At 72.9% G+C, this 20,624-nt stretch carries 20 protein-coding genes and 1 riboswitch; of the genes, 15 read left to right on the top strand and 5 right to left on the bottom strand.

Going from position 1 to position 20,624, the window contains the following annotated elements; all coding sequences use genetic code 11:
* Positions 1-9 precede the first annotated feature (9 nt).
* The 6 genes from ACFC8N_RS41225 (at position 10) to ACFC8N_RS41250 (ending at position 7,041) form a co-directional block, all read left to right on the top strand.
* Positions 10-2,640, top strand: coding sequence for a nitrate- and nitrite sensing domain-containing protein (locus tag ACFC8N_RS41225; RefSeq protein WP_376294592.1), 2,631 nt, complete (start codon positions 10-12; stop codon positions 2,638-2,640).
* The gene (locus ACFC8N_RS41230) at positions 2,630-3,082 is read left to right on the top strand and encodes a roadblock/LC7 domain-containing protein (RefSeq protein ID WP_356032739.1); all 453 of its coding nucleotides are present in this window, start codon (positions 2,630-2,632) and stop codon (positions 3,080-3,082) included. The genes ACFC8N_RS41225 and ACFC8N_RS41230 overlap by 11 nt, the downstream gene beginning before the upstream one ends.
* Positions 3,083-3,089: 7 nt before the next feature.
* On the top strand, positions 3,090-3,470 hold the full coding sequence (locus ACFC8N_RS41235; RefSeq protein WP_356032742.1) for a DUF742 domain-containing protein: 381 nt from the start codon (positions 3,090-3,092) through the stop codon (positions 3,468-3,470).
* A gap of 146 nt (positions 3,471-3,616) precedes the next feature.
* Entirely contained in the window at positions 3,617-4,267 is a 651-nt protein-coding gene (locus tag ACFC8N_RS41240; RefSeq protein ID WP_376294596.1) for a DUF4232 domain-containing protein, read from the top strand.
* A gap of 205 nt (positions 4,268-4,472) precedes the next feature.
* Positions 4,473-5,261 (top strand): carbon-nitrogen hydrolase family protein, encoded by a 789-nt coding sequence (locus ACFC8N_RS41245; RefSeq protein ID WP_362821997.1) that lies wholly within the window; start codon positions 4,473-4,475, stop codon positions 5,259-5,261.
* A gap of 82 nt (positions 5,262-5,343) precedes the next feature.
* Positions 5,344-7,041 carry a flavin monoamine oxidase family protein gene (locus tag ACFC8N_RS41250; RefSeq protein WP_376294600.1) on the top strand — a complete coding sequence of 566 codons (1,698 nt, stop codon included), beginning with the start codon at positions 5,344-5,346 and terminating at the stop codon, positions 7,039-7,041.
* A gap of 43 nt (positions 7,042-7,084) precedes the next feature.
* Here ACFC8N_RS41250 and ACFC8N_RS41255 read toward each other — a convergent pair whose 3' ends face one another.
* The 3 genes from ACFC8N_RS41255 to ACFC8N_RS41265 all read right to left on the bottom strand — a co-directional run bounded on the left by ACFC8N_RS41255 (position 7,085) and on the right by ACFC8N_RS41265 (position 10,370).
* A complete protein-coding gene (locus ACFC8N_RS41255; protein ID WP_376294603.1) occupies positions 7,085-8,014 on the bottom strand; it encodes an LLM class F420-dependent oxidoreductase in 930 nt (309 codons plus the stop codon).
* A gap of 137 nt (positions 8,015-8,151) precedes the next feature.
* The gene (locus ACFC8N_RS41260) at positions 8,152-8,844 is read right to left on the bottom strand and encodes a DUF5995 family protein (protein WP_356032754.1); all 693 of its coding nucleotides are present in this window, start codon (positions 8,842-8,844) and stop codon (positions 8,152-8,154) included.
* A gap of 134 nt (positions 8,845-8,978) precedes the next feature.
* On the bottom strand, positions 8,979-10,370 hold the full coding sequence (locus tag ACFC8N_RS41265) for a uracil-xanthine permease family protein (protein WP_376294695.1): 1,392 nt from the start codon (positions 10,368-10,370) through the stop codon (positions 8,979-8,981).
* A 142-nt stretch (positions 10,371-10,512) separates the two neighbouring features.
* On the opposite strand from ACFC8N_RS41265, the gene ACFC8N_RS41270 reads away from it, so the two are divergent.
* Both ACFC8N_RS41270 and ACFC8N_RS41275 read left to right on the top strand, forming a co-directional pair.
* Entirely contained in the window at positions 10,513-11,769 is a 1,257-nt protein-coding gene (locus tag ACFC8N_RS41270; RefSeq protein WP_376294606.1) for an alginate lyase family protein, read from the top strand.
* Positions 11,770-11,855: 86 nt separating this feature from the next.
* The gene (locus tag ACFC8N_RS41275) at positions 11,856-12,314 is read left to right on the top strand and encodes an acyl-CoA thioesterase (RefSeq protein ID WP_376294609.1); all 459 of its coding nucleotides are present in this window, start codon (positions 11,856-11,858) and stop codon (positions 12,312-12,314) included.
* A gap of 31 nt (positions 12,315-12,345) precedes the next feature.
* Here ACFC8N_RS41275 and ACFC8N_RS41280 read toward each other — a convergent pair whose 3' ends face one another.
* Complete coding sequence (locus ACFC8N_RS41280) at positions 12,346-13,560, bottom strand: MFS transporter (RefSeq protein ID WP_376294612.1); 1,215 nt, start codon at positions 13,558-13,560, stop codon at positions 12,346-12,348.
* A 115-nt stretch (positions 13,561-13,675) separates the two neighbouring features.
* On the opposite strand from ACFC8N_RS41280, the gene ACFC8N_RS41285 reads away from it, so the two are divergent.
* Positions 13,676-14,896, top strand: coding sequence for an ROK family transcriptional regulator (locus ACFC8N_RS41285; protein WP_376294615.1), 1,221 nt, complete (start codon positions 13,676-13,678; stop codon positions 14,894-14,896).
* 63 nt (positions 14,897-14,959) lie between these two features.
* On the opposite strand, the gene ACFC8N_RS41290 is transcribed toward ACFC8N_RS41285, so the two are convergent.
* On the bottom strand, positions 14,960-15,703 hold the full coding sequence (locus ACFC8N_RS41290; protein WP_376294618.1) for an SDR family oxidoreductase: 744 nt from the start codon (positions 15,701-15,703) through the stop codon (positions 14,960-14,962).
* Positions 15,704-16,062: 359 nt separating this feature from the next.
* Positions 16,063-16,193: riboswitch (FMN riboswitch) on the top strand.
* A gap of 155 nt (positions 16,194-16,348) precedes the next feature.
* On the opposite strand from ACFC8N_RS41290, the gene ACFC8N_RS41295 reads away from it, so the two are divergent.
* From ACFC8N_RS41295 to hisG, 6 genes are read left to right on the top strand one after another with little or no spacing between them, the layout of a single operon-like run.
* Complete coding sequence (locus ACFC8N_RS41295) at positions 16,349-16,957, top strand: riboflavin synthase (protein ID WP_356032770.1); 609 nt, start codon at positions 16,349-16,351, stop codon at positions 16,955-16,957.
* Positions 16,954-17,595 (top strand): nicotinamide riboside transporter PnuC, encoded by a 642-nt coding sequence (gene pnuC / locus ACFC8N_RS41300; RefSeq protein WP_356032773.1) that lies wholly within the window; start codon positions 16,954-16,956, stop codon positions 17,593-17,595. Before ACFC8N_RS41295 ends, pnuC begins: the two co-directional genes overlap by 4 nt.
* Positions 17,592-18,881, top strand: coding sequence for a bifunctional 3,4-dihydroxy-2-butanone-4-phosphate synthase/GTP cyclohydrolase II (locus ACFC8N_RS41305; RefSeq protein WP_356032775.1), 1,290 nt, complete (start codon positions 17,592-17,594; stop codon positions 18,879-18,881). The genes pnuC and ACFC8N_RS41305 overlap by 4 nt, the downstream gene beginning before the upstream one ends.
* Positions 18,882-18,904: 23 nt before the next feature.
* Complete coding sequence (gene ribH / locus ACFC8N_RS41310; RefSeq protein ID WP_071375103.1) at positions 18,905-19,390, top strand: 6,7-dimethyl-8-ribityllumazine synthase; 486 nt, start codon at positions 18,905-18,907, stop codon at positions 19,388-19,390.
* Positions 19,391-19,424: 34 nt separating this feature from the next.
* On the top strand, positions 19,425-19,697 hold the full coding sequence (locus tag ACFC8N_RS41315) for a phosphoribosyl-ATP diphosphatase (protein ID WP_007491392.1): 273 nt from the start codon (positions 19,425-19,427) through the stop codon (positions 19,695-19,697).
* Positions 19,698-19,749: 52 nt separating this feature from the next.
* Positions 19,750-20,607: an ATP phosphoribosyltransferase gene (gene hisG, locus ACFC8N_RS41320; protein ID WP_356032778.1), complete on the top strand. Its 858-nt coding sequence runs from the start codon at positions 19,750-19,752 to the stop codon at positions 20,605-20,607.
* Positions 20,608-20,624: the final 17 nt, after the last annotated feature.

Genomic DNA, 20,624 nt, shown 5'->3' on the forward strand with positions numbered 1-20,624 from the left:
AGGTACTTCATGCGCTGGCCACTCCGCCGCCCCACCACCGTCCGCACGCGGATCGTGGCGCTCGCGCTCGCCCCGGCCGTCGCGCTGATGGCGCTGTGGAGCTTCGCCATGTGGTCCGTCACCGGCGAACTGCGCGCACTGGTCCGGGTCCAGGGGGTGTACGACGACTTCGGCACCCCCGTGGACACCGCGATCGGGCAGCTCCAGATCGAGCGCCGGATGTCCGCCGCCTACCTGGGCAGCCGCCTCGACACGGCCGCCGCCGGGCAGTTGCTCGGCCAGCAGCGCCGTACCGACCAGGCCGTCGAGGCCATGAAGCGGGCGGTCCAGGGCGGGGACCGCAGCCGGCTCACGGCACGGCAGCGGCAGGCCCTGGACTCCGTGGTCGCTGCCACCGGCCGGCTGGAGGTGCTGCGCGAGCGCGTGCTGAACCGGCAGATCACCTGGGACCAGGCCGTCACCCGGTACAGCGCGCTCGTCGAGCCCGGCTTCGACGTGCAGTCCACGCTCACCGCCCTCCAGGCCGGCCAGCTCGCCCGCGAGGCCCAGGTCGTCATCGAGCTGGTGCGGGTGCGGGAGTTCGTCTCCCGCGAGGACGCGCTCGTCGCCGGGGCGCGGGCGGCCGGCACGCTGACCGGCGGGCAGTACGACACGCTGACCGCGACCATCGAGGACCGGCGCGTCTTCGAGCGGACGTACGTACCGGACCTGCCCGCCGACTCGCGCGGCCTGTTCGAGGACTTCCAGCGCGGCGACCTGTACCGCTCGCTGACCCGGGGCGAGGACGCCCTGCTGCGGGCCGGTGCCGCCGGTGCCGGGAAGGCGGTCGCCGCGAACACCTGGCGCTCGACCGTCGACCGGGCCGTCGTCCGCTACCGCGAGCTGTGCACCAGCTCCGCCGAGAACTCCGCCGCGCGCGGGCGCTCCTTCGCCTACCGGGAGCTGATCAAGGCGGCGGTGGTCGGCGGGGTCGGGCTGGCCGCCGCCGGGGTGTCGCTGTGGTTCGCGGTGCGCGGCGCCCGGCGCATCTCGCGGCGCCTGGAGACCCTGCGGGACGCGGCCGACGTCCTCACCCGCGACCAACTCCCGGACGTCATGCGGAGGCTGAGCGCCGGGGAGGACGTGGACGCGGGGGCGGCGGCGCCGCCGCTGGCCGCCGACGCGCTCCACGACGACGAGATCGGGCAGGTCGGCCGCTCGTTCAACACCGCCCGGCTCGCCGCCGTCGAGGCCGCCGTCCAGCAGGCCGGGCTGCGGCGCGGGCAGTTCGCGGTGCTGCTCACCATCGCGCGCCGCAACCAGGCGCTCGTGCACCGGCAGCTCAAGCTCGTCGACACGCTGGAGCGGCGCACCGAGGATCCGGACGTGCTGCGCGAGCTGTTCCGCATCGACCACCTCACCACCCGCATGCGACGGCACGCGGAGAGCCTGATCATCCTCTCCGGTGCCGCACCCGGCCGCCGCTGGCGCCGGCCGGTGCCGCTCGCCGACGTCGTCGCCTCGGCGGTCGGGGAGATCGAGGACTACGCGCGCGTGGTGGTGCCGCCGATGCCCGAGGTGGGGGTGGCCGCGGACGCCGTCGCCGACGTCGTCCACCTCGTCGCCGAACTCCTGGAGAACGCCACGGTGTTCTCGCCGCCGCACACCCAGGTCACCCTGCGCAGCGGGCGGGTCGGCAGCGGGTTCGTCCTGGAGATCGACGACCGCGGGCTCGGCCTCGACGCCGACGCCCGCGACGGGGCGTACGCCACCCTCACCGCCCCCGACGCCTTCGACCCCACCCGCCACGACCGGCTGGGCCTCTACGTCGTCGGCCGCCTCGCCGCCCGCCACGGCATCGAGGTCAGCCTCCGGGACTCGCCCTACGGGGGGACGACGGCGCTGGTGCGGTTGCCTGCGGCGCTGCTCGCGGAGGTCACCCCGGCGCAGGCCGCCACGGCGGAGCCCGCCCTGGCCGCGGACGAGCCGGTGCCGGCGGGCGGCCGGCGGGCCGCGGGAACGCTGGGCGCGGTACGGGAACTGCCGGTCAGGAACGCCACGGCACGCGGCCGGTCGGCCGAGGACGCGGTCGTACAGGAACTGCCCGCCAGGGGCCCGGCCCTGCGGGGACTGCCTCCCGGGGACGGGGACGGGGACGGGGACAGCGACGGCGACGTGCGGCGGCTGCCGTCCGGGGACGGGAGCACACGGGGACTGCCCACCGGGTACGCGGACGTACCCGCGCTGCCGGCCAGGAGGCGGACCGGACCCCCGGCCGCCGGGCGCCCGGCACCGGCGCGGGAGCCGTCCGCCGCCGAACCTGCCGCGGAATCCGCCGCCGCGCCGGAAGCCTCGGCCCGGCCGGAACAAGGCCCCGCCCCCGCCCTCCCCACCCGTACCCGGCAGGCCTCCCTCGCCCCCGAGTTGCGGGACGACGCGCCGGCGCGCCCGGACACGCCCGAGCGCCCGATGGACGCCGAGGAGATGCGGGCGATCTTCGGCGCCTTCCAGCGAGGGCTCGACCGCGGCCGCAAGGGCCTGCCCGCACACCACGAGACGGCCCCCGGCCGGGAGACCCCCGGCACCGAAGGCACCACCCCCCACGCAGGCGAAGCAACGACCGACGCCCACGAAGGGACGGAGACCGACGATGACCGGTGACGAACAGCCCGGTGACGACCACGGGCCCGAGCGGTCCGCCGCGCCCGGCGGAGCGGTCGGCACGGATCTCGGCTGGCTGCTGGACGACCTCGTGGCGCGCACCGGGGACGTCCGGCAGGCCGTGCTGCTCACCGCCGACGGACTGCCGCTCAGCAGCTCCGACGGCATGCGCCGGCGCGACATCGAGCATCTGGCCGCCATCTGCTCCGGCTTCCACGGCCTCGCCCGCTCGGCGGGCGAGCGGTTCGCCGCGGGCGCGGTGCGCCAGACCATGGTGATGCTCGACGACGCCTACCTCTTCATCACCCCGGCCGGCCACGGCACCCGGCTCGCCGTCCTCAGCGAGGCCCGCACCGACGTCGGCCAGCTCGCCCACGAGATGGCCCTGCTCGTCCGCCGTCTCGGCCGCCACCTGGACACGGCCGCCCGCACGGGCTCCTGATCCCACCGTGAGTGACGAGCACTGGTACGAGGACGAGACCGGGCAGATGGTGCGGCCCTACACCGTGACCCGGGGCCGCACCCGGCCCTCCGGTGCGCACGCCATCGACCTGATGTCCCAGGTCAGCGCGGTGGAGACCGAGGGGCCGGGGCCGGACATCGACCACGCCGGTGCCGCCCTGCTCGACCTGGTCCGCCGCGGCCGGCGCCCCGTCGTGGAGCTGGCCGCGGACGCCGACCTGCCCCTGACCGTGCTGCGGGTCCTGCTCGGCGACCTGGCCGAGGCGGGCCTGATCCGCATCGACGCGCCCCGCCGCGCCCCGGCGGGCGCTCCGGGCGCCGACCCGGGGCTGCTGCGCGAGATCGTGGCACGGTTGCGTGAGATATGAGCAGGTCCGGGGACTCATGTAACAGGCATGTACGAGGCGGGTGACCGGCGGAACGGCACGGGTGCCCGCGGCGGTCTCACCGGGTGGCACGTGACCAGTGCCGCTCACGCTCGTTGCGTGAGGCGACAACGCCTTGAAGGGGAACCATGCGCGTCCAGAAGCTCTCGCTGCTCGCCGTCGCCGCCGTCGCGGGTCTGTCGCTCACCGCCTGCTCGGGAAGTGACAGCGGCTCCTCCGGCAGGAGTGACTCCTCCACCCCGGGCCGGGGCGCCGCCTCCCAGGGCTCCGGCGCCCAGGACTCCGGCACGCAGAGCACCGGCGGCAGCGGCGCGGCCTCCGGCAAGGGGACCAGCACCGGCACCGGCCAGGCGGGTACGAACGGCGGTGCCGCCGTGGGCGGCGGCGCGGGCGTCTGCAAGACCTCCCAGCTCGCCTTCAGCACCTCCGGCGGCATGGCCGAGGGCGAGCTGATCGTGAACCTGAAGAACACCGGCTCCGCCACCTGCGCCCTCAAGGGCTTCCCCGGCGCCGACCTGAAGAGCAAGGACGGCAGGATCAGCGCCAGGCGCAGCTCGGTCGCCCCCGTGCCGGTGCGCGTCAAGCCCGGCGAGGAGACCCGGTTCACGCTGCACTACCCGCCGAACAACTCCGGCGGCACCGGCGAGACCTTCACCACCCTCGTCGTCACCCCGCCGGGCGAGACCCACTCCCACAGCCTGCCGGTCGGCGTCAACGTCCCCGTCACGGACGGCGCCGGCGGCGCGATCACCGTCGACCCGGTCGGCACCGGGAAGTAGTACCTGACGTCACCCGTGCCCCGTCCACCACCTGCGCCGCAGGGGACGGGGCACCGTCGTGCGGGCGCGCAACGAATCGCCGTATCGCCCCCGTCGCACGCAACGAACCGCGCACAGGCGCGCAACGGCTCCTTCTTGTCCGGCCGAGCGCGCCGACCGTACCGTCTTCGTGGCCCCCAAAGTCCCTTTCCGGTGAGGATCACGCATGCGCACCGCCCTGCTCCAGAGCTCCGGCCGCCCCGGCTCGACCGTCGAGAACCTGAAGGTCCTCGACGCCGCCGCGGGCCGGGCCGCCGCCGCGGGCGCCGCGCTGCTCGCCGCCCCGGAGATGTTCCTGACCGGCTACGCGATCGGCGACGACATCGGCCGCCTCGCCGAGCCCGCCGACGGCGACAGCGCCGACGCGATCGCCGAGACCGCCGCCCGGCACGGCATCGCGATCGTCTACGGCTACCCGGAGCGCGACGGCGAGAGCGTCTTCAACTCCGCCCAGCTGATCTCCGCCGACGGCACCCGCCTCGCGAACTACCGCAAGACCCACCTCTTCGGCTGCTTCGAGCGGGACCACTTCACGCCCGGCGACCAGCCGGTGGTCCAGGCCGAGCTGAACGGCCTCACCGTGGGCCTGATGATCTGCTACGACGTCGAGTTCCCGGAGAACGTCCGCGCCCACGCCCTGGCCGGCACCGACCTCCTGGTCGTCCCGACCGCGCAGATGCACCCCTTCCAGTTCGTCGCCGAGTCCCTCGTGCCGGTGCGGGCCTGGGAGAACCAGATGTACGTCGCGTACGTCAACCGGGTCGGCCGGGAAGGGGAGTTCGAGTTCGTCGGGCTGTCCGTCCTCGCCGGTCCCGACGGGGTCGCCCGCACCCGGGCCGGCCGCGGCGAGGAGCTGGTGTTCGCCGACGCCGACCCCGCCTTCCTCGCCGCCTCCCGCGAGGCCAACCCGTACCTGGAGGACCGCCGCCCCGGTCTGTACGGGTCCCTGACCTGACGCACCCCTGAGCCTTCCCCCTGAGCTTCCCCCGAACTTCTGAACTTCCCCCGAGTTCTTTCGCGCAAGGAGTCCGCACCCCATGACGTCCACGGTGCCCAACGCCGTCGAGCACACCGACGGGCAGCAGCCGCCGATCACCATGTTCGGCCCGGACTTCCCGTACGCCTACGACGACTTCCTCGCCCACCCGGCGGGCCTCGGCCAGATACCCGCGACCGAGCACGGCACCGAGGTCGCGGTCATCGGCGGCGGGCTGTCCGGCATCGTGGCCGCCTACGAGCTGATGAAGATGGGCCTCAAGCCCGTCGTCTACGAGGCCGACCGGATCGGCGGGCGGCTGCGCACCGTCGGCTTCGAGGGCTGCGACGAGTCCCTGACGGCGGAGATGGGCGCGATGCGCTTCCCGCCGTCCTCGACCGCCCTCCAGCACTACATCGACCTGGTGGGCCTTGAGACCCGGCCCTTCCCCAACCCCCTTGCCGAGGCGACGCCGTCGACCGTCGTCGACCTCAAGGGCGAGTCGCACTACGCCGAGACGATCGACGACCTGCCCCAGGTGTACCGGGACGTCGCCGAGGCCTGGAACAAGTGCCTCGAAGACGGCGCCGACTTCTCCGACATGAACCGCGCCATGCGCGAGCGGGACGTGCCGCGCATCCGTGAGATCTGGGCGAAGCTGGTCGAGAAGCTCGACAACCAGACCTTCTACGGCTTCCTCTGCGACTCCGAGGCGTTCAAGTCCTTCCGGCACCGCGAGATCTTCGGCCAGGTCGGCTTCGGCACCGGCGGCTGGGACACCGACTTCCCGAACTCCATCCTGGAGATCCTGCGCGTCGTCTACACCGAGGCCGACGACCACCACCGCGGCATCGTCGGCGGCTCCCAGCAGCTGCCGCTGCGCCTGTGGGAGCGCGAGCCGGAGAAGATCGTCCACTGGCCCTACGGCACCTCGCTGAAGTCCCTGCACCCGGACGGCGAGCCGCACCCGGCCGTGACCCGGCTGCACCGCACCGCGGGCGGCCGGATCACCGTGACCGACGCGAACGGTGACATCCGCACCTACCAGGCGGCCGTCTTCACCGCCCAGTCGTGGATGCTGCTGTCCAAGATCGCCTGTGACGACTCGCTCTTCCCGATCGACCACTGGACCGCCATCGAGCGCACCCACTACATGGAGTCCAGCAAGCTCTTCGTCCCCGTCGACCGGCCCTTCTGGCTGGACAAGGACGAGGAGACGGGCCGGGACGTCATGTCGATGACGCTCACCGACCGCATGACCCGCGGGACGTACCTGCTGGACGACGGCCCGGACAAGCCGGCCGTGATCTGCCTGTCCTACACCTGGTGCGACGACAGCCTGAAGTGGCTGCCGCTGTCCGCGAACGAGCGGATGGAGGTCATGCTGAAGTCGCTCGGCGAGATCTACCCGAAGGTCGACATCCGCAAGCACGTCATCGGCAACCCGGTGACCGTCTCCTGGGAGAACGAGCCCTACTTCATGGGCGCGTTCAAGGCCAACCTGCCCGGCCACTACCGCTACCAGCGGCGCCTGTTCACGCACTTCATGCAGGACCGGCTGCCCGCGGACAAGCGGGGCATCTTCCTCGCCGGCGACGACATCTCCTGGACGGCCGGCTGGGCCGAGGGCGCCGTCCAGACCGCGCTGAACGCGGTCTGGGGCGTCATGCACCACTTCGGCGGCACGACCGACGCGGCGAACCCCGGCCCGGGCGACGTCTACGACGAGATCGCCCCGGTGGAGCTTCCCGAGGACTGACCGGGTCCGGCGGGAGCAGTGACCAAGGCGCGGCCGGCCGGCCTCAGACTCCGGCCGCCCGCGCCTTTTCGAACACCTCGGCGGCGACGTCCTTCAGCTCCTCGGCGTCCCGCGCGCCGCTCTGCACGTCGATCAGGAACTCGTCCATGCCCATCTCGGTGAACGGCACGAGGTCCGCCACGATCTGGTCGACGCTGCCCTGGAACATCCTGCGGTCGGCGCCCTCGTGGGGCTTCGCCTCCAGGGCGGTGTTCACCCGCAGCACCGTCCGGATCGGCTTCGTACGGCCGCGCTCCTCGGCCAGCTCCCGCAGCTGCCGCCACTGGGCCGCGACCTGCTCGACGCTGAAGCCCGCAGGCAGCCAGCCGTCGGCGTGGTCGACCAGCCGCCGGAACGCCCGCTGGTTGCTCGCGGCCAGCAGGATCGGAATCGGGCGCGTGGGCTTGGGCCCGACCACCGCGGAGGCGATCTTGGTGAGCGAGCCGTCGTAGACGACCGGATCCGGGCCCCACACCGCCCGGCTCACCTCGATGATCTCGTCCAGCACCTTGCCGCGCTCCGCGAAGGGCCGCACGGAGGAGGCCGCGTACTCGTCGAGGGACCAGCCGGTGCCGAGGCCCGCGAGGACCCGGCCGCCGCTCGCCGCGTCCAGCGACGCGAGGGCCTTGGCGAGCTGGAACGGCACGTGCAGCGGCGCCACCAGGACGCTGGAGCCCAGCTCCGCCCGCTCGGTGGCCGCCGCGGCCAGGGTGAGGGTGACCAGCGGGTCCGCCACGTTGCGGTACTCGTCCGGCCAGGGCACGCCGTCCATGCCGTACAGCCCCTGGGTGGCGGGCTCGGGGAACAGGGCCCGCTCGAAGACCCACAGGCTTTCGTAACCGGTCCGTTCGGCGACGCGGGCCACGTCGGGCACGTCCGAGCCGAGGGAGTACTGCCGCATCTGGGGAAGACCGAGACCGAGCCGTGCTGCCATGACCGCTCCTTGTGACGGATGACCGGGGGTACCGGACGACAACGTACGGAGCGGACACGGCTGTTCCACGGCGGCTCGCGCGAGGGTCCGGATCCGGCCAGTTCCGCCGGGCGGTCGGCTGTCGGATCGGCCTGGGGTCAGATCAGCTCGGGGAGCGGGGTGAGCAGCATCCGGCCCGCGAACCCCACGGCCGCGTCGAGCCGTTCGGTGAACGCGTCGGCGACGTCGCCGCAGTGGCGCAGTGCCCACAGCGCCCGCGCCGCCACCCAGGTCGCCTCCCGGGCCCGCTCCAGACTCCAGGAGCCCAGCAGATGGGTGAGCGGATCGGCGACCTGGAGCAGATCGGGGCCCGGCATCAGATCCTCGCGGACACGCTCCTCCAGCGATACGAGGAGTTCGCCCACGCGGTCGAACTCGTCCTCCAGATCGGCCGGTTCGCAGCCGAGCGCACCACAGGCGTCCACCACGGCGAGCGCCAGGTCGTGCCCGATGTGCGCGTTGATGCCCGCCAGGGCGAACTGCAGCGGCCGTACCCCGGGATGGCCGCGGAGCTGGAACAGCGGGCGCCAGCAGGCGGGCGGACGGCGGTCCGCCGACGCCGCGTCGACCGCCGCCAGATAGCGCCGCGCGAACCGCACGTCCAGCGTGACCGCCGCCCGCGGGTCCTCGAACTCCCCGGCGTCCAGGCGCCGGTCGACCTCCTCGGTGACAGTGAGGTAGACGCGGTTGAACACGGCGACCCCGTCGTGCTCGGGCAGGGCCGCGTCGATCGCGCGCATCCGGGCGATCACCGCGTCGACGGGAGTGGTGAAGTGTTCCAACTGCGCCATGGGGGAAGGGTCCCAGTCCTGCGCCGGGCGGCGAGCCGACCGGCCCGGCGCTTCGCCGGAACGGGGGAACGGCACGGTGCCAGGCGCCTCGCGGACCGCCGGGCCGCGCCCCGGCTCCCGGGCCCGTCCCGCGCCTACGACGTGGCGCGCGGCTCGTCCGCGTCGTAGCTGGAGGTGCCCTCGTCCAGCAGAGGACGCTGCGTCTTGAGATGGGCCGGGGCGAAGGCGCGCAGGGCGTGGTAGCCGGTGATGACGACCAGGGTGCCGAGGGCGATGCCGCTGAGCGAGAAGTTGCCGGTGAACTTCACGCTGACGTTGCCGACGCCGATGATGATGCCCGCGGCGGCCGGCACCAGGTTCAGCGGGTTGCGCAGGTCCACCTTGGCGTTGAGCCAGATCTGGGCGCCCAGCAGGCCGATCATGCCGTAGAGGATGACGGTGATGCCGCCGAGGACACCGCCCGGGATCGCGGCCACGATCGCGCCGAACTTCGGGCAGAGGCCGAAGAGCAGGGCGAAGCCGGCGGCGGCCCAGTAGGCGGCGGTGGAGTAGACGCGGGTGGCGGCCATGACGCCGATGTTCTCGGAGTACGTGGTGTTCGGCGGGCCGCCGACGGCCGTGGACAGCATGGAGGCGACGCCGTCCGCCGAGATCGCCGTGCCGAGCTTGTCGTCCAGCGGGTCGCCGGTCATCTCGCCGACCGCCTTGACGTGGCCCGCGTTCTCCGCGACCAGGGCGATGACGACCGGCAGCGCGACCAGGACCGCGGACCACTGGAAGGACGGCCCGTGGAGGTGCGGCAGGCCGATCCAGTCGGCCTTGGAGACGCCGGAGAGGTCCAGGCGCCAGTGGTCGGTGACCGTGCCGCTCGCGCTCACCGAGTGGATCTTGCCGAAGACCCGGTCGAACGCCCAGGAGATGCCGTACCCGAAGACCAGCCCGAGGAAGATCGCGATCCGGGACCAGAAACCGCGCAGACAGACCACGGCCAGCCCGGTGAACAGCATGACGAGCAGGGCGGTCCACTGGTCCTGCGGCCAGTAGGTGGAGGCGGTGACCGGGGCGAGGTTGAAGCCGATCAGCATGACGACCGCGCCGGTGACGATGGGCGGCATGGCCGCGTGGATGATCCGCGCGCCGAAGCGCTGCACCGCGAGCCCGACCAGGAACAGCGCCACGCCGACGACGAACACCGCGCCGGTCACCGTGGCGCTGGTCCCGCCCTGGGCGCGGATGACGGCGGCCACCCCCACTAACGACAGGGAGCAGCCGAGGTAGCTCGGCACCCGGCCGCGCGTGGCCAGCAGGAAGATCACGGTCGCCACGCCCGACATCATGATCGCGAGGTTCGGGTCCAGGCCCATGAGCACGGGGGCCACGAAGGAGGCGCCGAACATCGCGACCACGTGCTGGGCGCCGAGGCCCACGGTCCGGGGCCAGGTGAGCCGTTCGTCGGGGCGTACCACCGCTCCGGGCGCGGGCGTGCGCCCGTCACCGTGCAGTTTCCAGCGCACGCCGAGGTCCATGGTGGGGTTTCGCTTTCTTGCGTACATGAAGACGGTCCGCACCATTGTCACGGGTGACGAGCGGTCCTACGCTCACACGGTCCTACTCGTGAACCAAGTTCAGGTATCTGACCGGTTCGACTGGCTCGGATGGGAGCCCCGGATGAGTGGAAGATCCCGTGCGGCCGTGCTGCTCGCCGCCGTGGTGGCGTTCGGCGCGGTGCTCGTCCCGGCCGCGCACGCCGCGCCGAAGGCCCCGCGCGCCGTCGTGCTCGACGGCGCCCGCCTCCAGCAGACCCGGGCCCGGCTGGGCCACGACCCCCAACTCCGGCGCGCGCTCAAGGAGTTGACCACCCGTGCTGACACCTGGCTGGACCAGGGCCCCTGGACGGTCGTCGACAAGCCGAGGCCCGCGCCCGGCGGCGACGTCCACGAATATCTGAGCCAGGCCCCCTACTGGTGGCCCACGACCACCCCCACCGCCGACAACCCCTGGGGCTGCCCTTACGTCCAGCGTGACGGACAGCGCAATCCCGAGGTCGACAGCGGCACCGACCGGCAGGACGCCGAGAAGGTCTTCGACTCGACGTACGACCTCGCACTCGCCTGGTACTACACCGGCAGGCAGGCCTACGCCGAGAAGGCCGGGCAGATCCTGCGCACCTGGTTCCTCGCCCCGGCCACCCGGATGAACCCCGACCTCGACCACGCCCAGTTCATCCCGTGCACGTACGACGGCCGGGCCATCGGCATCATCGACTTCTCCCAGTCGTACACCAGCGTCCTCGACGCCCAGGCGATCCTGGCCACCGGCGCACCCGGCTGGAGCGCGCGGGACCGGACGGCGATGGGCGCGTGGAACGCCGGCTTCCTGGACTGGCTGAAGAACAGCGCCTTCGGCAAGGAGGAGGGCGCCGCCGCCAACAACCACGGCACCTTCTACGACATGCAGCTCGCCGCCCTCGCCCTCGCCACCGGCGACACCGCGCTGGCCCGGCGGACCGTGCTGGACGCGCGCGCCCGGCGCATCGACCCGCAGATCGCGGCCGACGGCGGCCAGCCCCAGGAACTCGCCCGCACCCGCAGCTGGCACTACTCGACCTTCGACCTCGTCGCCCACACCCGGCTCGCGGCCATCGGCCGGCACCTGGGCGTGGACCTCTGGTCGTACCGGGGTCCGGACGGGCAGGGCCTGGTCAAGGCGGTCGACTACCTGCTCCCGGCGGCGACGGGCGCCGCCGCCTGGTCGCATCCGGAGCTGGAGTTCCATCGGTACGCGGCCACCGACGTCGTCCACGCGGCGGCCGACGCGGGGGACCGGGCGGCCGCGAAGGCCGTCGCCGCACTGGAGGCGCCGCCCGGCGGCGACCTGTGGGCGCTGCGTCCCGCGGCCGAGCAACTGGACTCCATCGCGGGCTGACCTCTGCCCGACGGGCTCCGGCCAGGGCTCCTGAGCGGTCGCTTAGTATGTGGTTGTCCTTGCAACCATGTTCAGGAGCCCCACCCGTGACCGCCGAAGCCCCGAGCGCGCCCGTCCTCTCCTACGGTCGGCTGATCCCCGTCACCGTCCACTTCGACGACCTCGACGCCCTCGGACTCCTGCACAACGCCCGCTACCCGCTGCTGGTCGAGCGCGCCTGGACCGAGCTGTGGAACGAGCACGGCGTCCGCTTCGACGGCGACTGGCACGCGGCGGGTGACGCCTGCAACGCGGTGCGCGAACTGCGCATCAGCTACGAGGCACCCGTGACCAGCCCCGGTGGGTACGCCGTCCACCTCTGGCTGGACCGGCTCGGCACCACCGGCCTGACCTACGGCTTCCGCTTCTGCTCGGCCGACGGCACGCGGACGTACGCCGAGGGCGCCCGGGTGCTGGTCCGGCTCGACGCCGGCACCCTGCGCCCCACGCCCTGGACGGACGGCTTCCGGGCCGTCGGCCGGGAACTGCTGCGCCCGGCGGGCTGACGTTCCGCGGGGGCGTCTGCCGGGGCGTCTCTCAGGGGCGCGGGTCGGGTACGGCGGCGGGGCGCACGCCGGCCTTCGGGCGGCCGCCGCGCTCGGCGGTGCGCAGCACTCCCGCGAACACCGCGAGCCCGCACGCCAGCGCCGTCACCACGCCGAACGACACCACCAGGCTGGTCGCCTGGGCCACCCCGCCGATCAGGCTCGGCGCGATCAGCCCCGAGGTGTAGGTGATCGTCGCCACGCCCGCTATGGCCTGGCTGGGGTTCGGCCCCGCGTGCCCGGCCGCCGCGAAGCACAGCGGTACGACCACCGCGATACCGAGCCCCATCAGCCCGAACCCGGCCATCGCCACCGCCTGTTGCCCGGCGGCGACGATCAGCAGGCCGCCCAGCACGGCCAGCACCCCGCCGGCCCGGACGGTACGGACCGCGCCGTACCGGTTCACCACCGCGTCCCCGGCGATCCGCGCCACCGCCATGGTCAGCATGAACCCGGTCGTACAGGCCGCTGCCACCCCGGCCGAGCTGTCCAGCCGGTCCCGCAGGAAGACCGCCGACCAGTCCAGGCTCGCGCCCTCCGCGAACACCGCGCAGAAGCCGACCGTGCCGATCAGCAGCGCCGAGCGCGGCGGCAGCGCGAACCGCGGCGGCGGCTCCTCGTCCGCGGCCGGCTGGAGGTCCGGCACCCAGGAGCAGGCCACCGCTCCGAGCACGGTGAGCACGGCGGCGGCCAGCAGGAAGTGCACGCGGGCGTCCGCCCCCAGATGTGCGGCGAGCGTGCCGGCCGCCGAGCCGGTCAGCGCCCCCGCGCTCCACATGCCGTGCAGCCCCGACATGATCGACTTGCCCAGCAGCCGCTCGACCTCGACACCGAGCGCGTTCATCGTGACGTCGGCCGTCCCCGCGCTCGCGCCGTAGACGAACATCGCCAGGCACAGGGTGTACAGGTTCGGCGCCAGCGACGGCAGGACCAGCGACATCGTCCACAGCGCGAGCAGCCCGCGCAGCGCCGTACGGCTGCCGAAGCGGTGGCTGATCCGGCCCGCGAGCGGCATCGCGCACGAGGCGCCGAGCGCCGTGAACGCCAGCGCGAAGCCCAACTGGCCCGCGCCGAGCGAGGCATGGTCCTGGATCCACGGCACCCGGGTGGCGAAGGAGCCGGTCACGGCGCCGTGCACGGCGAACACCGCCGCCACGGCGTACCGGGCGCGCCTCACCCCGCCGGGTGCGTGTCCCACGTCACTCATGTTCCCGTCCCTCCCCGGTCCGGTCTCACCTCCGGGCGACTGGGCGCCCCTGCGGCACGCGGCGTAAACTATCAGGGACCCTTCCTGATAGATAGACGGTTCTAGGATTCCCGTCATGCCCGCATCGCCCAGCACCGCCCGGGCCATCAACGACCGCCTCGCCCTGCGGCTGCTCCAGCAGGAAGGCCCGCTGACGGCAGGGCAGTTGAAACAGCTGACCGGGCTGTCCCGGCCGACGGTCGCCGACCTCGTGGACCGGCTCGCCGACGCCGGGCTGATCACGGTGGTCGGCGAGTCGGGGGAGCAGCGCCGCGGCCCGAACGCCCGGCTCTACGGCATCGTCGCCGACCGCGCCCACCTGGCCGCGCTGGACGTCCGTACCGAGGGTGTCTTCGTGCTGGTGTCGGACCTGGTCGGGCGGGTGCTCGCCGAGGCGTCCGTGCCGATCGGCGGGGACACCGGCACCGGGTCCGCCGTGGAGCAGGCGGTGGCCGCGGTGGAGCGCGCCGCCAAGGAGGCCGGTGCGGACCGGCTGCACACCGTCGGCATCGGCGCGCCGGGCCTCGTCGACCCGGCCACCGGCGACCTGCGCGACTCCGGCGGGCTGCCCGAGTGGCACCGCAGCCTGTCCGCCGCCCTCCAGGAACGCCTCCCGGGCGCCCGCGTCACCGTGGAGAACGAGACCAACCTCGCCGCCCTGGCCGAGCAGCGCGAGGGCGCCGCCCGGGACCGGGACACCTTCGTCCTGCTCTGGCTGGGCCACGGCGTCGGCGCGGCGGTCGTCCTCGACGGCACCCTGCGCCGCGGTGCCTCGGGCGGCACCGGCGAGATCGGCTTCCTGCCCGTCCCGGGCGCCGGCGCACTGCCCTCGGCGCAGGACTGCGACGGCGGCTTCCACTCCCTGGCCGGAGCGGCGGCGATCGGCGCCCTGGCGACGTCCTGCGGCCTGCCGGCACCGCCCCGCCCGGACGGCCCGGGCGCGGCGGAGATCGTGCGGGCGGCGGTGGCGGCAGAGGGTCGCGAGGAAGCGGTCGATACGGGTGCCGGTCCGCCCGCCACCCGCTTCCTGCACACCCTCGCCGATCGGCTCGCGGTCGGGGCCGCCTCCGTCGTGGCCGTCCTGGACCCCGGCTGCGTGGTGCTCGGCGGGGAGGTCGGGCGGGCCGGGGGTGCGGTGCTCGCGGGGCTGGTGGCGGAGCGGCTGCGCGGGATGTCACCGCTGCGCACGGAGGTCCGGGCCGGCACCCTCGGCGGCACGGCCGTCCTGCGCGGTGCACTCCTGACGGCCCGGGACCGCGCCCAGGACGACCTGTTCAGACCCCCGGGCCTGACCTGACCCCTCCCCGTCTGGATACGGCCCCGCGTGCCGCACCCCTCCCGAACGGCCCCCGCTTCTCCGTCAGTTGCCGAAGCGGCGCTCCAGGTACTCCTCGAACGTCACCTGGCCCACCGCCCGCTCCGGTGCCAGGTGCCCGCCCGCGCGGAAGGCGCGGTACGTCCGGCCGGGCAGCGGTACCCGGACCACGCCTCGGCGGCGGCCGGTCGCCTTCAGATAGGCGCGGGCCAGGGAGTCGAAGGAGCGGACCTCGGGGCCGCCCATGTCCGGGACCCGTCCGGCCGGTGCGGCGAGTGCCAACTCGGCCAGCCGGTCGGCGACTTCGGTCACCTCCACCGGCTGGTCCGGCACCCCGGCCGGGAGCGGCAGGACGGGCGACCTGGCCAGTGCGCCCAGCACCGTCGCCACCAGGTCGTGGAACTGGGTGGCGCGCAGCAGCGTGAAGCCGAGCCCCGACTCCTCGATCAGCCGTTCCACGGCCAGCTTGGACCTGTAGTAGCCGAGCGGCACCCGGTCGACCCCGACGATCGAGATGTACACCAGGTGGGTCACCCCGGCCCGCCGCGCCGCCGAGACGAGACGGCCGGCCGCCTGCTCGTCGCCGCCGCGCGGGCTGCTCGCGCAGTGCACCACCGTCCCCACACCCGCCAACGCGGCGTCCAGGCCCGCTCCGCCCGCGCGCAGATCGACGGCGTACGGCTGCGCGTGCCGGCTGAGCACCCGCACCACCTGCCCGTCCGCCCGCAGCCGTTCCGTCACACGGCGGCCGAGCGTGCCGGTCCCGCCGGTCACCAGGATCGTGGTCATGCTGTTCCCGTTCCTCCGGACTCCGGGTACCCCCGGTCGGAGCACCCCTCGCCAATGGAAACCGGACGGCCGCGGGAATCGTGACATCGCGGCGACGGACGTCGCGCGCCCTGGCGGTCCGGCGGCGGGCAAGGGCCGTCGTCACCGCCACCGGACCCGTCCGCACCCTAAAAGGACTAGACCAGTACGGTCAATGGTCCGGGCCACCATCCGGGGCACCGTCAACCGGACGTCCCCGAACGGCAGTTGTCCCGTGCGGCTGCGCCGCGCAAGGGTGCCGGCACACACTGTGAGGGAGGCCACACGCTTCGCCTGTCTGGATGCCGGTCCGGCGTGGCACACTGGCCCTGTACCAGAAGCAGCGCACTCCGGGGTCGGTGAAAGTCCGAACCGGCGGTTACAGTCCGCGACCCGGCCGCTTCCAGCGGCCGGTTGACCAGGTGAAATTCCTGGACCGACGGTTAAAGTCCGGATGGGAGGCAGTGCGCGGCGAGCGGGCACGTCTGTCGTGTGCGCCGTCGTATCTGGGCTCGTCCGTACCCGGACGGGTCCTTGTCGGCGTCGTCCCTTCGTGCTCACTCGTACCTGCTGTCGTCATCGACAGGCCCCGGAGTCCGTGCCCGAAGAGGCAGGAGGACCCGGGAAGTGTTCACCGGAATCGTCGAAGAGCTGGGTGAGGTCACCGCCGTCGAGAACCTCGGCGACGCCTCCCGCTTCAAGCTCCGTGGTCCCGTCGTGACCGAGGGCGCGCAGCACGGCGACTCCATCGCCGTGAACGGCGTCTGTCTCACCGTCGTCGAGCACGAGGGCGACGAGTTCACGGCCGACGTCATGGCCGAGACCCTGAAGCGCTCCAGCCTCGGCGCGCTCACCGTCGGCTCCCGCGTCAACCTCGAACGCCCCACCGCCGTGGGCGCCCGTCTGGGCGGCCACATCGTGCAGGGCCACGTCGACGGCACGGGCCAGGTGCTCGCCCGCACGCCCTCCGAGAACTGGGAGATCGTGAAGATCTCCCTCCCCGCGGACCTCGCCCGCTACGTGGTCGAGAAGGGCTCCGTCACCGTCGACGGCATCAGCCTCACCGTCGTCGAGGCCGGCCCGGACTACTTCACCGTCAGCCTCATCCCGACCACCCTCGACCTGACCACGCTCGGCGTGAAGCAGGCCGGCGACCCGGTCAACCTGGAGGTCGACGTCATCGCCAAGTACGTCGAGCGCCTCCTCGGCGACCGCGCCCAGGGAGCCGGCAAGTGAACTGGCTGAACTCCGAGGCCTTCACCCTCTTCGGCCAGCGCATCATCTGGTCGGACATGGTCGGCAACATCCTCGGCCTGATCACCCTCGCCCTCGGCTGGCGCCGCTCCCTGTGGACCTGGCCCGTGCAGTTCCTCTCCGGCCTCGTCCTCTTCGCCGCCTTCTACGGCCATCTGACCGGCAGCGCCGGCAAGCAGGCCGTCGTCATGGCCGTTGCCCTGTACGGCTGGTGGCAGTGGCAGCGCACCAGGGACCGCGCCGGCGACGGCCACATCACGCCCCGCTTCGCCACCTGGCGCGAGCGCGCGGCCATGCTCGCCGCGGCCGCCGTGGGCACGGTCGCCGTCGCCCTGTTCTTCCAGGCGTACCCGAGCCTGTCCTGGGACCCCTGGCCGGACGCGTACATATTCGTCGGCACCGTCGTCGCGATGTACGCCCAGGCCAAGGGCATGGTCGAGTTCTGGATCGCCTGGCTCCTCGTCGACGTCGTCGGCGTTCCCCTCAACTTCACCAACGGCTACGCCTTCTCCGGTTTCGTCTACGTCATCTACGGCGCGCTCGTCCTGTGGGGCATGCGCGACTGGTGGCTGCGCTCCCGCAGGCGTCCGCAGCCCGTCCTGGAAGGAGCTCCGGCATGACCGCGGCACCTCTGCTCCACGACATCGATCCCCTTGAGGACTTCCTGCTCGACCCCGTCGAACAGGCCATCGCCGACATCGCCGCGGGCCGCCCGGTCGTGGTCGTGGACGACGAGGACCGGGAGAACGAGGGCGACCTCGTCATCGCCGCCGAGAAGGCGACCCCCGAGATCGTCGCCTTCATGATGAGCGAGTGCCGGGGCCTGATCTGCGCCCCCATGGAGGGCGAGGAACTCGACCGGCTGCGGCTGCCGCAGATGGTCGAGGACAACACCGAGTCGATGAAGACCGCCTTCACCGTCTCCGTGGACGCCTCCGCCGCGCACGGCGTGACCACCGGCATCTCCGGCGCCGACCGCGCCACCACGCTCCAGCTGCTGGCGAGCGGCACCGCCGAGCCGACGGACTTCGTCCGCCCCGGCCATGTCTTCCCGCTGCGCGCCAGGCCCGGCGGTGTCCTCGTGCGCGACGGCCACACCGAGGCCGCCGTCGACCTCGCCCGGCTCGCGGGCCTGCGCCCGGCCGGCGCCATCGTGGAGATCGCCGGCGAGGACGGCCGGATGCTCCGGCTGCCCGAGCTGGTCCCGTTCGCCCGCAAGCACGGCCTCACGATCATCTCCATCGAGGACCTGATCGCCTACCGCCGCAGCAGCGAGCCCACCGTCCGCCGCGAGGCCGAGACCCGGCTGCCCACCGCCCACGGCACCTTCACCGCCTACGGCTACCGCGCCGTCGCCGACGGCGTCGAGCACGTCGCCCTCGTGCACGGCGAGATCGGCGACGGGGAGGACGTCCTGGTCCGCGTCCACTCCGAGTGCCTCACCGGCGACGTCTTCGGCTCCCTGCGCTGCGACTGCGGCCCCCAGCTGGACACCTCGCTGGAGCGCATCCAGAAGGAGGGCCGGGGCGTCGTGGTCTACCTGCGCGGACACGAGGGCCGCGGCATCGGCCTGCTGTCCAAGCTCCGGGCGTACGAACTCCAGGAACAGGGCCGCGACACGCTCGACGCCAACCTCGAACTCGGCCTGCCGGCCGACGCCCGGGACTACGGCGCGGGTGCGCAGATCCTGGCCGACCTCGGCGTGCGCAGCGTCCGGCTCATGACCAACAATCCGGACAAGACGGACGCGTTGCGTAGCCACGGCATCAAGGTCACCGACCGCGAGCCGATGCCGGTCCAGGCCGGGGAGCACAATCTGCGGTACCTGCGCACCAAGCGCGACCGGATGGGCCACGACCTGCCCTGGCTCGACACGCCCGCCGTGGCGGCCTGCGGCAACCAGTAAGCAAGAAAGCACTGAGGAGAAACGTGAGCGGCAAGGGTGCACCGGAGCTGTCCGTACGGGGCGCGAGCGACCTCAGGGTCGCCGTCATCGCGGCGCAGTGGCACGAGAAGGTGATGGACGGTCTGGTGAACGGCGCCCTGCGCGCCCTGCACGACCTGGGGATCGACGAGCCGACCCTGATCCGGGTCCCCGGCAGCTTCGAGCTCCCGGTCGCCGCCAAGGTCCTCGCGGGCCGCGGCTACGACGCGGTGGTCGCCCTCGGCGTCGTCATCCGCGGCGGCACGCCCCACTTCGACTACGTGTGCCAGGGCGTCACCCAGGGCCTCACCCAGGTCAGCATCGAGACCGGCGTCCCCGTCGGCTTCGGCGTGCTCACCTGCGACACCGAGGAGCAGGCCCTGGACCGGGCCGGCATCGAGGGCTCCAACGAGGACAAGGGGCACGAGGCGGTGACGGCGGCGGTGGCGACGGCGGCCACGCTGCGCTCAGTATCCGAACCCTGGCACTAGGTCGGCCACCACAGCGGCTAGGGTGGGGCACACCATGTCCAAGAAGACGTTCGAGGAGCTCTTCACCGAGCTCCAGCACAAGGCCGCCCACGGCGATCCCGCCACCTCCCGCACCGCAGAGCTGGTCGGCAAGGGTGTCCATGCCATCGGCAAGAAGGTCGTCGAGGAGGCCGCCGAGGTCTGGATGGCCGCCGAGTACGAGGGCAAGGAAGCCGCCGCCGAGGAGATCTCGCAGCTGCTCTACCACGTCCAGGTGATGATGGTCGCCCGCGGGATCTCCCTGGACGACGTCTACGCCCACCTGTGAACAGCCTGCCGTACCAGCCGTAAAACCCCTTCACGCAAAGGAAGCCGACCTCATGCTGCGCATCGCCGTCCCCAACAAGGGTTCCCTGTCCGGCCCTGCGGCGGAGATGCTGCATGAGGCCGGCTACCAGCAGCGCCGCGAGTCCAAGGAGCTGCGGATCGTCGACCCGGAGAACGAGGTCGAGTTCTTCTACCTCCGTCCCCGCGACATCGCGATCTACGTCTCCTCCGGCCGCCTCGACATCGGCATCACCGGCCGCGACCTGCTGATCGACTCCGGCGCCGGCGCCGAGGAGATCCTCCCGCTCGGCTTCGCCCGCTCCACCTTCCGCTTCGCCGCCAAGCCCGGCACGGCGAACGGCATCGCGGACCTCAAGGGCAGGACGGTCGCCACCTCCTACGAGGGCATCGTCGCGGGGCACCTCGCGGAGCGCGGCGTCGACGCCTCCGTCGTCCACCTCGACGGCGCCGTCGAGACCGCGATCGAGCTCGGCGTCGCCGAGGTCATCGCCGACGTCGTAGAGACCGGCACCAGCCTGCGCAACGCCGGCCTGGAGGTGTTCGGCGAGCCCATCATGAAGTCCGAGGCGATCGTCATCCGGCGCACCGGCGCCGACGCCGCGGAGGCCGCCGAGCCGAAGGTCCAGCAGTTCCTGCGCCGCCTCCAGGGCGTCCTGGTCGCGCGGACGTACGTGATGATGGACTACGACTGCCGCGTCGAGCAGCTGGAGAAGGCCGTCGCGCTCACCCCCGGCCTGGAGTCCCCGACCGTCTCGCCGCTGCACAACGAGGGCTGGGTCGCGGTCCGCGCCATGGTCCCCGCCAAGGAGGCGCAGCGGATCATGGACGACCTCTACGCCATCGGCGCCCGCGCCATCCTCACCACGGCCATCCACGCCTGCCGCCTGTAAGAGGGGTACGCCGACCG

It is taken from the genome of Streptomyces sp. NPDC055966, from assembly GCF_042269865.1.
In the GTDB taxonomy this organism is placed as follows: Bacteria; Actinomycetota; Actinomycetes; order Streptomycetales; family Streptomycetaceae; genus Streptomyces.

What these genes read in the sequence shown, in the direction of transcription:
- ACFC8N_RS41315 (WP_007491392.1), top strand. Translation starts at nt 19,425, where the DNA reads ATGTCCAAGAAGACGTTCGAGGAGCTCTTCACCGAGCTCCAGCACAAG.
- hisG (WP_356032778.1), top strand. Translation starts at nt 19,750, where the DNA reads ATGCTGCGCATCGCCGTCCCCAACAAGGGTTCCCTGTCCGGCCCTGCG.
- ACFC8N_RS41240 (WP_376294596.1), top strand. Translation starts at nt 3,617, where the DNA reads ATGCGCGTCCAGAAGCTCTCGCTGCTCGCCGTCGCCGCCGTCGCGGGT.
- ACFC8N_RS41305 (WP_356032775.1), top strand. Translation starts at nt 17,592, where the DNA reads ATGACCGCGGCACCTCTGCTCCACGACATCGATCCCCTTGAGGACTTC.
- ACFC8N_RS41265 (WP_376294695.1), bottom strand. Translation starts at nt 10,370, where the DNA reads ATGGACCTCGGCGTGCGCTGGAAACTGCACGGTGACGGGCGCACGCCC.
- ACFC8N_RS41225 (WP_376294592.1), top strand. Translation starts at nt 10, where the DNA reads ATGCGCTGGCCACTCCGCCGCCCCACCACCGTCCGCACGCGGATCGTG.
- ACFC8N_RS41280 (WP_376294612.1), bottom strand. Translation starts at nt 13,560, where the DNA reads ATGAGTGACGTGGGACACGCACCCGGCGGGGTGAGGCGCGCCCGGTAC.
- ACFC8N_RS41230 (WP_356032739.1), top strand. Translation starts at nt 2,630, where the DNA reads ATGACCGGTGACGAACAGCCCGGTGACGACCACGGGCCCGAGCGGTCC.
- ACFC8N_RS41270 (WP_376294606.1), top strand. Translation starts at nt 10,513, where the DNA reads ATGAGTGGAAGATCCCGTGCGGCCGTGCTGCTCGCCGCCGTGGTGGCG.
- ACFC8N_RS41255 (WP_376294603.1), bottom strand. Translation starts at nt 8,014, where the DNA reads ATGGCAGCACGGCTCGGTCTCGGTCTTCCCCAGATGCGGCAGTACTCC.
- ACFC8N_RS41260 (WP_356032754.1), bottom strand. Translation starts at nt 8,844, where the DNA reads ATGGCGCAGTTGGAACACTTCACCACTCCCGTCGACGCGGTGATCGCC.
- ACFC8N_RS41285 (WP_376294615.1), top strand. Translation starts at nt 13,676, where the DNA reads ATGCCCGCATCGCCCAGCACCGCCCGGGCCATCAACGACCGCCTCGCC.
- ACFC8N_RS41250 (WP_376294600.1), top strand. Translation starts at nt 5,344, where the DNA reads ATGACGTCCACGGTGCCCAACGCCGTCGAGCACACCGACGGGCAGCAG.
- ACFC8N_RS41290 (WP_376294618.1), bottom strand. Translation starts at nt 15,703, where the DNA reads ATGACCACGATCCTGGTGACCGGCGGGACCGGCACGCTCGGCCGCCGT.
- ACFC8N_RS41245 (WP_362821997.1), top strand. Translation starts at nt 4,473, where the DNA reads ATGCGCACCGCCCTGCTCCAGAGCTCCGGCCGCCCCGGCTCGACCGTC.